This window comes from Arcicella sp. GW458-12-2-14-TSB2, from assembly GCF_059423785.1.
Genome location: NZ_JBWKYN010000001.1, coordinates 1 through 16,292, shown reverse-complemented (window position 1 = coordinate 16,292; position 16,292 = coordinate 1). Strand labels below are relative to the sequence as shown.

The window sequence follows — 16,292 nt, the reverse complement described above, 5'->3', positions numbered from 1 at the left end:
ACTAACATATCAATAAATATTATTATCAATGAGAATATTTCAAAGACTATTTTTTATAACTTTTTTATACCTATGCCTTGCTTGTTCAAGCAAAGACAAAAATACTTTGTTCGAGTTGATGGATGAGAAAGACACTGGAATTGGTTTCAATAATAAAATCGAAAATACCGAAGAATTTAATATTTTCAATTACCGAAATTTCTATAATGGCGGAGGTGTAGCCGTGGGCGACATCAATAATGATGGACTGCAAGATGTATTTTTTACTTCGAACATGGGGAGTAATAAATTATATCTCAACAAGGGAGGGTTTAAATTTGAAGATATTTCTGCCAAAGCAGGAATTGAAGAAGCCGACAAATGGAATACGGGTGTGGTAATGGTGGATATTAACCATGATGGTCTGTTAGATATTTATGTATGTAATGCTGGGGTAAAAAAGTTTGTGAAACAGCAAAAAAATGCACTTTTTATCAACAATGGAAACCTAACTTTTACAGAATCGGCGGCTAAATATGGCTTAGACGAAGGCGGTTATACTACCCACGCTGCCTTCTTTGATTATGATATGGACGGCGACCTTGACTGTTATATTCTTAACAACAGTTTTATTCCTGTAAATACCCTTAATTATGCCAACAACCGCGATATGCGTGCGGAAGATTGGCCAGTAAAAGATTTCTTGAAAGGCGGAGGAGACAAGTTGATGCGTAATGATGACGGACATTTTCATGATGTTTCCAAAGATGCAGGTATTTATAGTAGTTTAATTGGCTTTGGTCTGGGAGTAACCATTGGTGATGCTAACAATGATAATTACCCCGACATTTATGTGTCAAATGATTTTTATGAGAAAGACTACCTTTATATCAATCAGCATGACGGTACTTTTAAAGAAGAAATAGAGCAACGGATGAAACACATTAGCTTGGCATCGATGGGTGCAGATATGGCTGATGTAAACAATGATGGTTTCTCGGAAATTGTTACTACAGATATGCTTCCAAGAGAAGAATACCGTTTGAAAACGACGTCTTCTTTTGATAATCACTATGTGTTTAAACTGAAAAAAGACAGAGGATTCTATAATCAGTTTCAGCAGAATAGTCTACAATTGAATAATCAGGACGGTACTTTTAGCGAAATCGCTAATTATGCGGGCGTAGCAGGGAGCGATTGGAGTTGGGGTGCTTTGATGTTTGATGCTGATAACGATGGTTACAACGATATTTATGTATGCAACGGAATTTATAATGATGTAATAGACCAAGATTTTATTGATTTCTTTGCCAACGAATTGATTCAAGGGATGGAAGCCAGTGGCGTGAAGAAAAATATTAATACCATTATTGAAAAAATGCCTTCGGTCCCTATTCCCAATAATTTCTTCCATAATACCAAAACCTTGAAGTTTGAAGAAAAAGGGGATGAGTTTGGTTTGGCTGAACCGTCCTTTTCAAATGGTGCTACCTATGCAGATTTGGATAATGACGGCGACTTAGACCTAGTAGTGAACAATGTAAATATGCCTTGTTTTGTCTATAGAAATAATGCCGACAAAAAAGTTGAAAAAAGCCATTACCTAAAACTTAATTTTAAAGGAGAAGGGAAAAATACTTTTGCAATAGGTACTAAAGCAGATGTTTATACGAAAGGAATGGTGCAAACTCGCTCAGTGATTCCTTCAAGAGGTTTTCAGTCGAGTACAGAATATAACTTAACCTTTGGATTGGGGAACATTACTAAAATAGACTCTATCAAAATCACTTGGCCAGATTTACGAGTAAGTACTGTGAAAAATCCGAAGGTAGACCAATTGCTTACTTGTTCTATCAAGGATGCTAAAATTGAAAAATCTAAAGCTAAAGGAATTATTCCTGCCGGATATTTTGAAGCAGTCAATGCTAGTTTTGATAAACATCAGGAAGACGAATACGTAGATTTTTACCAAGAAAAAAACTTGCCAGCCTTATTATCTAAAGAAGGCCCTAAAGCCACCATTGGCGACGTAAATGGCGATGGCTTAGAAGATGTATATATCTGCGGGGCAAAAGACCAAGCGGGTCAGTTGTACCTTCAAACTGCTGCTGGTTTCAAGAAATCTCCTCAAAAAGTATTTAATGATTTTGCCTATTTTGAAGAAACAGCCGTATTGTTTTTTGATGCTGATAAAGACGGCGATTTAGATTTATATGTTGGAAGTGGAGGAAACGAAGTACATTTTGGCGAAAGAGAATTGATTGACAAACTTTATGTAAACGATGGCAAAGGGAATTTTACCTTCAATTCCAGAGCGATTCCTCAAAATACTACTAATACTGCCGTGATTGCTCCTTATGATTTTGATGGGGATGGCGACTTAGATTTGTTTGTAGGAAGTAGAAGTTACCCAATGGAATATGGTAAAAACCCACCGAGTTTCTTCTATGAAAATGATGGAAAAGGAGGATTCAAAGACATTGCTCAGGCAGTTAATCCTGAATTGACTGAATTAGGAATGATTCGGGATGCTTATTGGGAGGATGTCAATGGAGATAAAAAGAAAGAACTAATCGTAGTAGGCGACTGGATGTCTCCACTGATTTTTACCTTGAAAGGAAAAAAGCTAGAGAAATTAACAACAGGACTAGAAGAATATACAGGTTTCTGGGGAGCTTTAAAAGTGACAGATATTGATAATGATGGTGATAATGATTTGATATTGGGGAATATGGGCGAGAATTTCACCTTAAAAGCTTCGCAAGATGCTCCGCTGAAAATTTGGGTAAAAGATTTTGATAACAATGGTACCGTCGATAAAATTATGACGAAAACTATTGAAGGAAAAGATAAGCCCGTGTTTCTAAAAAGAGAAATGGCAGAGCAATTCCCAGCCTTGAAAAAACAGATTTTGAGACATTCCGAATATGCCAAAAAGGCTATTACAGATTTATTCCCAAGCGATGTATTGGAAAATGCCTTGGTGAAAACAGTAAAGTATTGTAAATCGGCAGTGGCGATTAATGATGGCAAGGGACAGTTTACATTGGTTGAATTACCAGAAGTAGTTCAGACGTCATGTGTGAATGCGATAATGTATTATGATATCAATCAGGATGGTTTGCAAGATATTATGCTAGGAGGTAATTACACAGGTTTTATTCCGCAATTAGGGATGATTGATGCTAGTCGTGGTAATGTATTATTGAACAAAGGCAAGGGACAATTCAAGGCATTAACAAACCAACAAAGCGGTTTCGTGATGAATGGAGAAGTAAAACAAATCAGTCCTATCAAGATTAAGGGTAAAGTAAATTTCTTGACGTTGTTGAATAATGATGTGCCAAAGATTTTTAAATTTAAGTAATTCGCTACCCTATTCTAAATCCAAGAATGATGATTAACCGTAATAATACACACATATATTTTTTTGCATTTCTATCGAAGCTAATAAAGAACCATAACTGTAGTCTTTCTTCTTCGGAGAGTAGAGGTGTTAAGTTCAAATTCTTATCACTAGCGAGGGACTTAAGTCCCTCGCTAGTGATAAAGACTGGCGAAATGACATTATTAAAAAAGCTATTTTATAAAAATATCATTTCATTTTTAGCATCGCCATTACGGATTAAATTAATCGCATTCCTATTCCTCCTAACCATCGTCTCTTCCTGCACCAAAAAGGAGCCTTATGCTTTTGAATTATTGGAAGCTGAAAAAACAGGAATAGATTTTTCAAATGATCTTACGCCTACTAAAGACCTCAACATATTTACCTATATGTATTTCTATAATGGCGGAGGCGTAGGAGCAGGAGATTTTAACAATGACGGATTGGTAGATTTATGTTTTACCGCCAATTTGAAAGACAATAAAATCTACCTGAATAGAGGAGGAATGAAGTTTGAAGACATTACTGAAAAAGCAAATTTTAAAGGAGATAAAGGATGGTCGAATGGAGTATCTGTCGTAGATATTAATCAAGATGGTAAACTGGATATTTATGTAAGTCAGGTAGGAGGGTTCGAGAGCTTACAGGGGCATAATTTGCTGTTTGTTTGTAAAGAAATCACTAAAGAAGGCATTCCTGTTTATGAAGAAAAAGCGAAAGAATATGGCTTAGATTTAGTAGGTTTTGGCACACAAGCAGCCTTCTTTGATTATGATTTGGATGGCGATTTAGATATGTTCCAACTCAATCATTCTGTCCATCAAAATGGCACTTTTGGTGTTAGAAAGTCTTTTCAAGGTACTTATCATCCTTTGGCAGGTGATAAATTCTTTAGAAATGACGATGGTAAATTTGTAGAAGTAGCCGAAAAAGTAGGTGTAAAAAGAGATGCCCTCGGCTATGGCTTGGGTATTGGCTTGGGCGATGTCAATTTTGATGGTTATCCAGATATGTATGTCGGCAACGATTTTCATGAAAATGATTATTTATACATCAATCAGAAGAATGGTACTTTTCTGGAAAGCATCGAAAGCTCGATGATGCACACCAGTCAGTTTTCAATGGGGGTTGATTTGGCTGATATTAACAATGATCATTACTCAGATATTATTTCGTTAGATATGCTTCCGTATGACCGTGAGATTTTGAAGCGGTCGGAGGGAGAGGATTCTTATAATACCTTTCGTTACAAACTGAGTTATGGCTATAACTATCAGTTTTCTAAAAACAATTTGCAGGTAAACAATGGTAATGGCACATTCTCAGAAATAGGATTATTTTCAGGTGTCTATGCTACCGACTGGTCATGGTCGCCTTTGTTCGTTGATTTTGATAACGATGGACAAAAAGATTTATTTGTTTCCAATGGTATTCCTAAGCGGATGAATGATATTGATTATATCAACTTTATTTCAAATGAAGAAATTCAACGGAAGATGGAATCAAAAACGTTGGATGAAAACGATATTTTGTTGACCGATAAATTACCCGAAATCAAAATTCCGAACAAGTTTTTTATCAATAATAAATCCTTAGAATATCGTGATGCCGAGGCCATGATTGGCAATAATCAAAATTCCTATTCAAACGGAGCATTATATGCAGATTTAGATAATGATGGCGACTTGGATATTGTCACCAATAATATCAATCAGAAGGCTTTTATTTATGAAAACAAAGCCAATGAATATGCACCAAATAATGCTCATGTACGTGTGTACTTGAAAGGTTCGGAGAAAAACCTGAATGCTATCGGAGCAAAAGTATTAGTTTTCAAAAAAGGAGGTGAGACCATAGCTTACGAGAAATTTCCAGTTAGGGCTTTCCAAGCGAGCATGGAAATCCCGTTGAATATCGGGTTAGGAAACAAAGCTGATATAGATTCTACGTATCTGATTTGGCCAGATAGAACCTATCAGAAAATTAACCTTAATTCTGAAAAGGATTCTTTATCGATTACTTATCGGAAAAATCTGCCAGTATTTGATTACGAACATTTTAAACGTAAATCATCTCAAACCTCTACGTTTTCCGATATAGCCCATGACCTAAATTTGGATGTAAAACATCAAGAAAACGAGTTTAATGAATTTGAACGTGAAGCACTGATTCCTCATAAAATGTCGGCAGAAGGCCCTGCTTTAGCCGTAGCAGATATTAATCATGATGGTTTAGAGGATATATTTATAGGTTCTGCTAGAAATTCATTACCTCATTTATTCCTACAAAATACTAATGGGAAATTCAGAGAAAGTATTCAGCAAGCCTTCCTAAAAGATAGTGTTTATGAAGAGGTAGATGCCATTTGGACAGACGTAAACAACGATACTCACCCAGACTTGGTAGTGGCCGAAGGTGGAAATGAGTTTGATGCTAAATCTAATTTCTTGTTTCCACGAATCTATCTGAACGATGGCAAAGGTAATTTATCAGTAAAAGAAGATGCTTTTAATAAAGATATTGCCCTGTCGGCTTCAGTAGTTACTCCGCTTGATTTTAACAAAGATGGAAAAATAGATTTGTTTATAGGGGCAAGGTCGGTACCATTTTCGTATGGCAAAATTCCTGAGTCATATCTTTTGCAAAATGATGGCACAGGAAAGTTTACAGATGTAACAGACAAGTATGCCAAAGGTTTAAAAACCATAGGCTTGGTGAAAAATGCAGTGGTACAAGATTTAGACAAGGATGGTGACCCAGATTTACTATTAGCCTTGGAATGGGACGGAATCTGTGAGATGGAAAACCAACAAGGAAAATTTGTCAAGAAAATGCTGACTACTGAAAAAGGGTGGTGGAATTTTGTGATGCCTTTTGATTTTGATAATGATGGAGATTTGGATATTCTGGCAGGCAATCTCGGACGTAACAGTCGATTAAAGGCAAGTGTTGATGAGCCTATAAGAATGTATGTGAGTGATTTTGATAAAAATGGCACGACCGACCAAGTATTGAGTTATTACCTCGGAGGGACAGAAGTAATGTTTGCCAACAAGGCTGAAACTCAGAAGCAATTTCCGTTTACCAAAAAGAAATTTCTTTTAGCCAAAGATTTTGCTAAAGCTAGCATTGCAGATATTGTAGGACAAAGTGAACTAGCCTCCGCTAAGGTTTTTGAAGCTAATTATTTCGATAATGCAGTTTTGGTAAATGATGGTAAAGGAAATTTTAGTTTACAGTCGCTTCCAGCCAAAGCACAATATGCCCCTTTTTATGCAGCGCAAATTATTGATGCCAATGGGGATAAACTACCAGATGTATTGATGCTAGGGAATTTCTATGATTGTAATATCCAGATGGGTAGATGTGATGCCGATTATGGAACGGTTTTGATTAACAAAGGCAATTGTAAATTTGAGGCTGAACAACTGAACGGCATCCAAATAAAAGGACAAGTAAAACGCATCAGAAGTATTAAGGTAGGCAAAGAAAGGCTATTTTTAGTGTCAAGAAATAATGAAAAGATGATGGCGATTAGATTTTAATTGTGAATGAGTGAGTTGTGAATTAGTGAATTGCAATAAAATCAAAGAACCCGAAAATTGTATAATGACAATTTTCGGGTTCTTTGATTTATGTGTGATTGATATTTTTTAAAAATCACTCATTCACAATTCACTAACTCACAACTAAACATTACTCAAACATCAAATACAAAGTAACACTATGTGCATTCAATCCTTGGATGTCTCTTGCATAGTTATTCACACTTGGTGGAATAAACAGATTGGTTAATCCATGTGAGAACCTGAGTTCAGGTGTAAATTTAAAGTACTTAAAAAACTGTTCGAAGCCAATACCATATTCTAGCGAAAGGTCTGCTGTTCTTGTATCCAGTTTTCTGGTTGAATTAGCGTTTTTCCTGACGTTGGTCTCCATCCCAATTTTTACCCCAGCATCTACATACATCCTAGAGTTCCCCCTCCGCATCGATTTATATTTCAATAAAATTGGCACTTCCAGCCAAGTTGATTCTCGTAATTCAGGTGGAAAATCAGGAGAATTGGTAAAACGATAATTCAACTGACGACCATACAACGCAATATTAATCCCCGATTTTAAATCAAATCGGTCATTCAATTTAAGGTTCACTAATCCACCCACTTGAAAAGAAAAATTGCCAGGCGAAACAATCGTTATAGCACTATCACCTGGGGCCTTAAAATTTGCGCTATGCGATATATTGAATCGGGATGAACCAAAACCAAATAAAAAGCCAAAGTGTACGGCTTTATCATCGTAAAATTCATCATAAATACGTTTGTAGTCATAACGTTGTGCCTGTGCTTTGTTGATAGTGTTCAACGTAGCTACACAGGCAATTACTACAAAAAGTATTACTTTCTGCCGATATAAATAGTACTTATTCCGAAAGTGAGTGGTAAGCATTGGGTTCTGTTAAAACCTGCACGTTGGAATACTTGAATAAAATCGTTTCCATCTGGAAATGCTTGTACTGAATCATGCAGATATGTATAAGCAGAGGTATCTTTTGAAATGATTTTACCAACTACGGGCAAGATATATTTAAAGTAAAAATTATATAGCTGTTTAAATGGAAAAGCAGATGGCTTCGAAAATTCAAGGACAATACAAGTGCCATCTTTTTTCATAACACGACACATATCTGTAAGACCTTTTTCAAGATTCTCGAAATTACGCACACCAAAACTAACGATAACGGCATCAAAAGTATTGTCCTCGAAGTTTAATCTTTCAGAATCACCTTTTTGTAACGCTATGATATTATCGACGCCAAGTTTCTTGATTTTTTCACGCCCTACACTTAGCATCCCTTCTGAAATATCTACACCCACAATTTTTTCAGGTTTTAATGCCAATGCTTCAATGGCAAAATCGCCCGTCCCTGTGGCAATATCCAAAATAGTTTTAGGGGCTGATTTTTTCAATAATTTGATGGCTTTTTTACGCCATAAAATATCAATACCACCGCTCAACAAATGATTTAAGAAATCATATTTGGGTGAAACATTATCAAACATCTGAGCTACCTGCTCTTTTTTGCTTGCACTTTGCTCTTTGTAAGGAACTACGCTCATTATGTTGCTATGCGGACAACCTTGTCCGTCGGATTGATTCTATCTTAATAATTTTACAAAATTACCATACTATCCCGAAATAACATCTTGTTTGAAAATATTGTTTCTAAGATATCACAAACCTTGTCGGAATAATGAGTATTATTACTAAAACAAAAACCAGATGATACAGCAAATAGGCCTTTATGTGATGTCCGTTCTTTATACCCTTGCAGGCATCAATCATTTTATCAAACCCAAAATGTATTTAGCCATTATGCCACCATACATTCCTGCACATGGATTGATGGTGATGATGAGTGGTATTGCCGAAATTGTGTTGGGTTTAGGATTACTTTCTCCAGTTACTCGTCCTTGGGCAGCTTGGGGTATTATATTACTGTTAATCGCTATTTTCCCTGCCAATGTGTATATGCTGACTTCGGGGAAATTTTCAAAAATCGCTGAATGGCTTCTTTGGCTTCGTCTTCCCTTACAGTTCTTTTTGATTTGGTGGGCTTATTTATACACCAAAGGGTGAGTTAATATTACTTGTTTTGAGGAATACAGAAGAGGAGTATTAACGCTAAAAGAATAATATTTCTAAAGAACGACTATCACAATTAAATCATTGAATTCCATTTGGTTATAAAAATAAAAAAACTTATATTTAAGTGATATTACTTCATCGACTCGATAAGTATATTTATAGAATAACTCCATTTTATTATAGCAAACCCACCAAGTAATCATCAATGATTGCTCAGCAATAAGAAATTTAAACCGATAAATCCGTTTAACTTTTTAGAGTTGCCTCGTAAGACAGGCAACTTTTTTTATGTCTTAAATTAAAACAGTATGCTTGCATAATAATTTTAATATTATTATTTTTACATTTTATTGTATGCAAGCATAATAACAAGCCAAACCATTAGCCATGACTCAGCAATATTCTCGTCGGAACCTTGATTTTATGTTAAAAGAAGTACTGCAAATAGCAGAACTTACTAAATATCCTTTCTTTCAAGACTATACCCCCGATATGTTCGATATGGTTTTGGATACTTCTGAAGAAATTGCTGAGAAAATCCTGCGAAATGCCTACAGTGATGCCGATAGAAATCAGCCTCAATTAGTAAATGGACAAGTAAAAGTACATCCTGCCGTAAAAGACTATGTAAAAGCCATGGGCGATGCTGGCATGATAGGAGCGACTTTCTCTTATGAAAATGGTGGACAACAATTGCCTACCATGGTTGAAGCCGCAACCGAAATGATTCGGGGTGCCGCCAACAACGCTTTCGTCATGTTTACAGGACTGACGGCAGGTTCGGCTAATTTGATTTTTACTTTTGGGTCGGCTGAATTAAAAGAAAAGTTTGCTTCAAGAATGATTACAGGGGAATGGACAGGCTCTATGTGCTTGACAGAACCTCAGGCTGGTAGCTCATTATCAGATGTGATTACTACTGCCAAACCACAAAGCGATGGTACTTTTAAAATCAAAGGACAAAAAGTATTTATCTCTGCTGGCGACCATGATATTGCCGATAACATTATTCACCTTGTACTTGCTCGAATAGAAGGTGCACCCCTTGGCACAAAAGGCATTTCATTGTTTGTAGTGCCAAAATTCAGAGAGGAAAACGGTAGCTTCACAGTTGATAACGATGTGATTTCTACAGGAATCTATCATAAAATGGGGCAAAAAGCTACGCCCGCTATGCACTTAACCTTTGGGGATAAAGACAATACCATAGGATATTTAGTAGGGGATGCTAACAAAGGGCTGAACTATATGTTTCAGTTGATGAACGAAGCCCGTTTGGGCGTAGGTATGGGAGGGACTTACATCGCTTCTGCTGCCTATTATGCTTCATTAGAATATGCCAAAGAACGACCACAAGGACGAAAATTGAATAATAAAAATTTAGAAGAAGAACAGACGTACATCATTAACCATCCAGACGTAAAACGTATGCTATTGTTTCAAAAAGCCGTTGTTGAAGGCTCTTTGGGACTGCTATTAGAATGTTACCATTGGCAAGATATGATTCATGCCTTGGGGAAAACCTCGGAAGAGGCCAAACCTTATCAGTTAATGCTCGATTTGATGACTACCGTAGCGAAAACCTATCCCGCCGAAATGGGCATCAAAGCAGTAAATGAAGGGTTACAAGTATTTGGAGGTTATGGCTACACCGAAGATTTTCCTTTAGAACAAATGGCGCGTGATGTGAGGATTATGTCTATCTACGAAGGAACTACGGGGATTCATTCCTTGAATCTTTTGGGTAGAGGTATTACGATGAACAATGGCAAAGCCCCGCAGTTGCTTTTTAATGAAATAACGCAAACTATTCAGCAAGCAAATACTTATGATGACCTAAAACCCTATGCCGAAAAGCTAGAAAAAGAATTAGGGCGTTTACAAAAAGTAACGATGTATCTATTAAGCAACGCTGCCAAAGGAGATAACGAAGTATTCTTGGCTGATGCAAACCTTTACATGGAGTTCTTTGGCATCGTCAGCGTAGCATGGGTATGGCTCAAACAAGGTATCGTAGCTAAAAAGGCATTAATTACGCAAAATCACGAAGGGAGTGAATTGGCATTTTATGAATCTAAAATTCATACGATGAAATTCTTCTATCATTATGAACTAATAAAAACATTAACCCTAGCTACTCGTTTGACAGATCCAACATTATTGACTGTCGATTCAGAAAAGCAACAAGTTTTTCAATAATATCAAATTACACATACATCAAAACAAACTCATATCCCTGCTTTTTAAGTGGGGATTTTTTTGTAGAATTATAAAGAGGTTTAAGAGATATTTAAAAAAAAGACGTCCCAATCCCGAAGAGATGACAAGATTATAGAAAAAGAAAGAGATATCAACATCCAAACCCCGAAGGGGTGTTAGGATTATAGAAACAATGAAGAAATGTCTACATTCAAACCCCGAAGGGGTGACAGGATTCGCATCGACATATATATGTCACCCCTTCGGGGTTTAATATATATTTTTTTAATTTTTTCTATAATCCTGTCATCCCTTCGGGATTTTACTATATTTAATAATTTATTAAATTCAATCTAATCAAACATGATTCAAGCCTAAATAAAAATATGGCTGGCACGTTCTCACAAATGTATATTCAAATTGTTTTTGCAGTAAAGGGTAGAGAGAATTTGATTGATAAAACTTGGAAAAATGATTTGTATAAATATATTGCTGGAATCATCAAAGGCAAAAATCAAAAGCCAATCATCGTCAATGGCATGCCCGATCATATCCATATTTTTGTTGGCTTAAAACCTTCAATGGCAATCTCTGACTTGGTTCGTGATATAAAAAACAATTCCTCCAACTATATTAATGAACGTAGATTAGTAAGAGGCAAATTCTCATGGCAAGAAGGATATGGAGCATTTACATATTCTCATTCACACGTTTCTGCGGTACATGATTACATTCTCAATCAAGATGCGCACCATAAAAAACAAACATTTAAAGAAGAGTATTACAATTTTTTGAAAAAATTTGAAGTTGAATTTGAGGATAAATATCTGTTCGACTGGCTTGACTAATAAATTTCTGAAAACTACATCAATAGAAAAAGGTAGTTTTGCTTTCCAAATCATCAAACAGTCAATCATGACTCCAGAAATCAAAAAATATAGTTTTAAAGACGGCCTTCCACAGGAATTTGAAATTGTTGATATAGCCGAACTTTGTAAGGAAATACCAGAAACACTTGCTACTACACATAGAATAGGCTTTTATAATATTATTTGGTTTCAAGAAGGTAGCCCCACCCATATTGTCGATTTCAAACCTGTAAAAATTGTGCCTGATACTTTACTATTTCTGAATAAAGATACTGTTCAACGATTTGACAATAAAACTCCATTTGAAGCAAAAGCTATTCTGTTTACTGATAGTTTTTTCTGTAAAACAGATGCCGATACTAAGTTTCTAAAAAACAGTATTTTGTTCAACGATTTGTTTTCGGTATCACAAGTTCATGTATCTGGACAAGTAAAGCTATTTGCAGATTTATTGGGTTTGATGGCGGAGGAATTACAAAACAACAAGGATAATTATCAGGCAGATGTTCTGCAAAACTTACTTCATAATTTCCTTTTGCTAGGTGAACGAGTAAGACGAAAGCAAAATTTTGTTGAAATTAAAAAAGGAGCAGACCTTGAATATGTAATGCTATTTAAAGACTATTTAGAGGAACATTATCGCAAGCAAAAGCAAGTAAGCTATTATGCTAGGCAGATTTCTATCACTGAAAAACGTTTGAATCAAGCAACTACTAAGGTATTGGCCAAGACCCCAAAGGAGCTCATTGATGATAGAGTTATGCTAGAAGCGAAGCGTCTTTTAGCACATACTAGCCAAAATGTAAAAGAAATTGGCTTTAATTTAGGCTTTGAAGAGCCTACCAACTTTATCAAGTACTTCAAAAAGCATGCTTTTTCTACGCCCGTTGAATTTAGAGAGAAAATCAATTTGGACTAAAAGTATCATTCAAAGGAACATTCCTACCTTTCTTGTTTTTCCTGATTACCGCAACTTTGTATCGTAATTAAACATTAAGCAAAAATGAAAAAAACGATATTAAGTACAGCAGTAATACTAGGATTAGGCTTATCTGCTTTTACCCCAACCAACAACGTAGTTTTTAACACAGATAACAACAAAAAGATGGAAACTCCAGACAACAAAAAGAAAGTAGTAGCATTACTCAAATCCATTGAAACAGGTGCTACTGAACCAGTTGGATACATCAATCCTAACAAATACATTCAGCATAACCTCGGTGTTGCCGACGGACTAGCAGGTTTTGGTGCGTTGCTTTCGGCATTGCCTAAAAACTCGGCAAAAGTAAATACTGTTAGAGTTTTTCAGGATGGTGACTTTGTATTTGCCCATACAGAATATAACTTCTTTGGACCCAAAATAGGTTTTGATATTTTCAGATTTGAAGACGGGAAAATTGTTGAACACTGGGATAATTTGCAGGAAACAGTTACAAAAACTGCGAATGGGCATACCATGATTGATGGAGCAACGGCTATCAAGGATATTAATAAAACTGCTGAGAACAAAGCATTGGTTACTAAGTTTGTAAATGATTTCTTGGTAAATGGCGATGTGTCTATTATCCCAAATTATATTCATCCTACAGCTTACGTTCAGCACAATCCACATATTGGGGATAAGCTAGAAGGGCTACAGCATGCACTGAAATATTTTGCTGAAAACAAAATAGGTTTTAAATATGATAAAATACATAAAGTATTAGGGGAAGGAAATTTTGTATTAGTAGTAAGCGAGGGACAAATGGCAGGAGTACACAGTTCATTCTATGATTTGTTTAGGGTAGAAAATGGTAAAATCGCTGAACACTGGGACACTATCGAAGCTATTCCAACCAAAGAAAATTGGAAGAATGGAAATGGTAAGTTTTAGGATGATATAAATTTAGGTAGGTAGTTAACTGTGTGAAAACCTTCTTCTTTTTAGTCGGTGACTTAAGTCCTATCAATTACCCACATCTTTTACAAAGTTGAAATGAAGAGGTGATTATTGAGAAAATTGGTTTGAATAGGTTTAAATCGTCCTTCAAACCGAGCTTTGGTCGCCTCTTGTCATACCCTGGCTACGTGAATTTCTTATCCCTAGCGAGGGACTTAAGTCCCTCGCTAGGGATAAGAATAGGATTATCAAGTACTTATGGATATATGGGTAATCAGTAGGACTTAACTCACCGACTAATATGAATTTACATCTTCTCCCCAGCCTTCAATACCACATTTAAAAAATTCTCTGCTGGTGGCACAGGGCAAGTATAAGTAGGATTATAAGCACAATAAGGCTGATAACAAAGGTTGAAATCAATTTCAATCGTTTTGTCTTTAATATCTTCCATCTTCAAATCAATATATCTGCCAGCCCCATAAGTTTCTTTATTGGTAGTCAAATCACGAAAAGGTAAAAACAAGTTTCCCTCTGGCGTTTTAAATAGCTTCAAGGCACATTTCTTCCCGTCTATCTCAAATTTAACATTGGCAAAGGCTTCATATTCTTCTGTTTCGCCCCCCGTCATGTTGATTTTTATATTTTGTCCGCTCGTTAGCATATCCATTGTTGCCACCACTTTATAAGCAGGATTTACCTCAAAATAATGTAATCCCTTAAATTGAGCTTTGTTTTCAATAGGCGACTCTTTTTCCTCTTTAAAAGCTTGGTCTTTTTCAAGTCTTATTTGCTGAATAGTTTTTGCATAATTATCGTCACTTTTCGGAAGTTCAGCAGGTTTTTCTTGTGAATCTACAAACGAATAAATAATGATAGCTACTAGAATTACACTGGTAAAAACAAGGAAGAATTTATTTTTGAACATTTTCTGAGGAATTTTAATAGGAACATACCTGTTCTTGATAGAGAAGCAAATTTAGTAAATTAACTTGCGAAATCGATAGAAGTTATCGGCTATCAGCTTTCGGTCATCGATTTTTAGTTATTTAATACATATTATTATTACTTGTTGTAAATATAAAATATTAGTGGCTGAGCTAGGTGTCAAAAAAGAATCATCATCTGAAGACAGAAAGCCGATATCCGAAAGCCAAAATAAAACTTTTCCACAATTTATCAATACAAAAATGTTCACAGGAATTATCGAAGCCATTGGCGAAGTAAAAGAACTCAGTAGCCAAGGAACAAACATTACATTTACCCTTACTTGTCCATTTACAAACGAATTAAAAATAGATCAAAGTCTTTCACACAATGGCGTGTGCTTAACAGTAATAGCGATTGAAGAAGAGCAATATTCCGTCACAGCTATCGACGAAACCTTGAAGAAAACCAATTTAGGAACTTTACAGGTAGGCTCTAAAGTGAACCTTGAAAGATGCATGCCAGCGAACGGTCGTTTTGATGGGCATATTGTTCAAGGACACGTAGATCAAACAGGAATAGTGACCAACATCATCGAACAAAATGGTTCTTGGTTATACGATTTTGAGTATAGTAATGATGGTCAAAATGTAACGGTAGAAAAAGGCTCTATTTGTATCAATGGAACTAGCCTAACGGTGTTTAATTCAGGCATAAATACCTTCAGAGTAGCCATTATTCCTTACACTTACGAGCATACTATTTTCCATACTTTACAGGTCGGGGATGTGGTAAATTTAGAGTTTGACATCGTTGGAAAATACATCAAAAAGATGATAAATATTTGAGGAAACGTAGCGTATTTATACCCTATTTTGTTGTATTTTTACCCCTTTTTTCGTATATTTATAGTAGTGGAAGGAGTAAGTTTGTACATTTGAAACTTATGCTACACCACGATTAACTATTTAAATAATTTATAAAAATGGCGGGAAAACTAACCAACCCAGAATCTGAAAACATTAAACAACAAATTGCCAATTATCAAGAGAAAAACGATGTTCATGCACACCACCTAAGTGTGTCCGTGCTACAAAAGTTAATTGAAGAGAATCCAGACATTGTAGGGCTAAAGATTGAACATGCGTATGATGAAAATAATGTTCATAGTTTAGTAATTAGTGGAGTAAACAAGGAGAGTGAAATAGTATCTAACTCATGTATCATAGATGGCCCTCCTTGTCCTCCTGATTGTAAAGTTACTTTTGAATAATCATTAAAATGAAGATAGGGTTAAGTACTTATGTGTCTTCTTCGGTTGTATTTCTTCCTTTGATAATTATCCTTCTTAGGAAGAAATACCTCACGAAAGAATTAAAAATTCTTTTCTTATATATAATAG

12 protein-coding genes are annotated in these 16,292 nt (G+C 35.7%); 9 read left to right on the top strand and 3 right to left on the bottom strand.

From position 1 onward, the window contains the following. The first annotated feature begins 28 nt into the window (after positions 1-28). Positions 29-3,346 carry an FG-GAP-like repeat-containing protein gene (locus AC07XN_RS00060; protein WP_494741575.1) on the top strand — a complete coding sequence of 1,106 codons (3,318 nt, stop codon included), beginning with the start codon at positions 29-31 and terminating at the stop codon, positions 3,344-3,346. A gap of 194 nt (positions 3,347-3,540) precedes the next feature. Continuing rightward, complete coding sequence (locus AC07XN_RS00055) at positions 3,541-6,912, top strand: VCBS repeat-containing protein (protein ID WP_494741574.1); 3,372 nt, start codon at positions 3,541-3,543, stop codon at positions 6,910-6,912. A 151-nt stretch (positions 6,913-7,063) separates the two neighbouring features. Here AC07XN_RS00055 and porT read toward each other — a convergent pair whose 3' ends face one another. Together porT and ubiE are read right to left on the bottom strand one after the other, a co-directional pair. After that, positions 7,064-7,816 carry a type IX secretion/gliding motility protein PorT/SprT gene (porT, locus tag AC07XN_RS00050; RefSeq protein WP_494741573.1) on the bottom strand — a complete coding sequence of 251 codons (753 nt, stop codon included), beginning with the start codon at positions 7,814-7,816 and terminating at the stop codon, positions 7,064-7,066. Then, complete coding sequence (gene ubiE, locus AC07XN_RS00045) at positions 7,765-8,487, bottom strand: bifunctional demethylmenaquinone methyltransferase/2-methoxy-6-polyprenyl-1,4-benzoquinol methylase UbiE (protein ID WP_309914631.1); 723 nt, start codon at positions 8,485-8,487, stop codon at positions 7,765-7,767. Before ubiE ends, porT begins: the two co-directional genes overlap by 52 nt. 163 nt (positions 8,488-8,650) lie before the next feature. On the opposite strand from ubiE, the gene AC07XN_RS00040 reads away from it, so the two are divergent. From AC07XN_RS00040 to AC07XN_RS00020, 5 genes are all read left to right on the top strand, one after another. Continuing rightward, entirely contained in the window at positions 8,651-9,007 is a 357-nt protein-coding gene (locus tag AC07XN_RS00040) for a DoxX family protein (RefSeq protein WP_409014210.1), read from the top strand. A gap of 396 nt (positions 9,008-9,403) precedes the next feature. After that, the gene (locus AC07XN_RS00035) at positions 9,404-11,215 is read left to right on the top strand and encodes an acyl-CoA dehydrogenase (RefSeq protein ID WP_494741572.1); all 1,812 of its coding nucleotides are present in this window, start codon (positions 9,404-9,406) and stop codon (positions 11,213-11,215) included. Between the two features lie 386 nt (positions 11,216-11,601). Further along, complete coding sequence (gene tnpA / locus AC07XN_RS00030) at positions 11,602-12,063, top strand: IS200/IS605 family transposase (RefSeq protein ID WP_494741571.1); 462 nt, start codon at positions 11,602-11,604, stop codon at positions 12,061-12,063. A 67-nt stretch (positions 12,064-12,130) separates the two neighbouring features. Continuing rightward, positions 12,131-13,003: a helix-turn-helix domain-containing protein gene (locus AC07XN_RS00025; RefSeq protein WP_494741570.1), complete on the top strand. Its 873-nt coding sequence runs from the start codon at positions 12,131-12,133 to the stop codon at positions 13,001-13,003. Positions 13,004-13,087: 84 nt separating this feature from the next. After that, entirely contained in the window at positions 13,088-13,957 is an 870-nt protein-coding gene (locus tag AC07XN_RS00020) for a nuclear transport factor 2 family protein (protein ID WP_309914642.1), read from the top strand. A 313-nt stretch (positions 13,958-14,270) separates the two neighbouring features. On the opposite strand, the gene AC07XN_RS00015 is transcribed toward AC07XN_RS00020, so the two are convergent. Continuing rightward, positions 14,271-14,891, bottom strand: coding sequence for a DUF1684 domain-containing protein (locus tag AC07XN_RS00015; protein WP_309914645.1), 621 nt, complete (start codon positions 14,889-14,891; stop codon positions 14,271-14,273). A gap of 262 nt (positions 14,892-15,153) precedes the next feature. On the opposite strand from AC07XN_RS00015, the gene AC07XN_RS00010 reads away from it, so the two are divergent. After that, positions 15,154-15,738, top strand: coding sequence for a riboflavin synthase (locus AC07XN_RS00010; RefSeq protein ID WP_494741569.1), 585 nt, complete (start codon positions 15,154-15,156; stop codon positions 15,736-15,738). Between the two features lie 137 nt (positions 15,739-15,875). After that, positions 15,876-16,163 carry a hypothetical protein gene (locus AC07XN_RS00005; protein WP_494741568.1) on the top strand — a complete coding sequence of 96 codons (288 nt, stop codon included), beginning with the start codon at positions 15,876-15,878 and terminating at the stop codon, positions 16,161-16,163. Positions 16,164-16,292 lie beyond the last annotated feature (129 nt).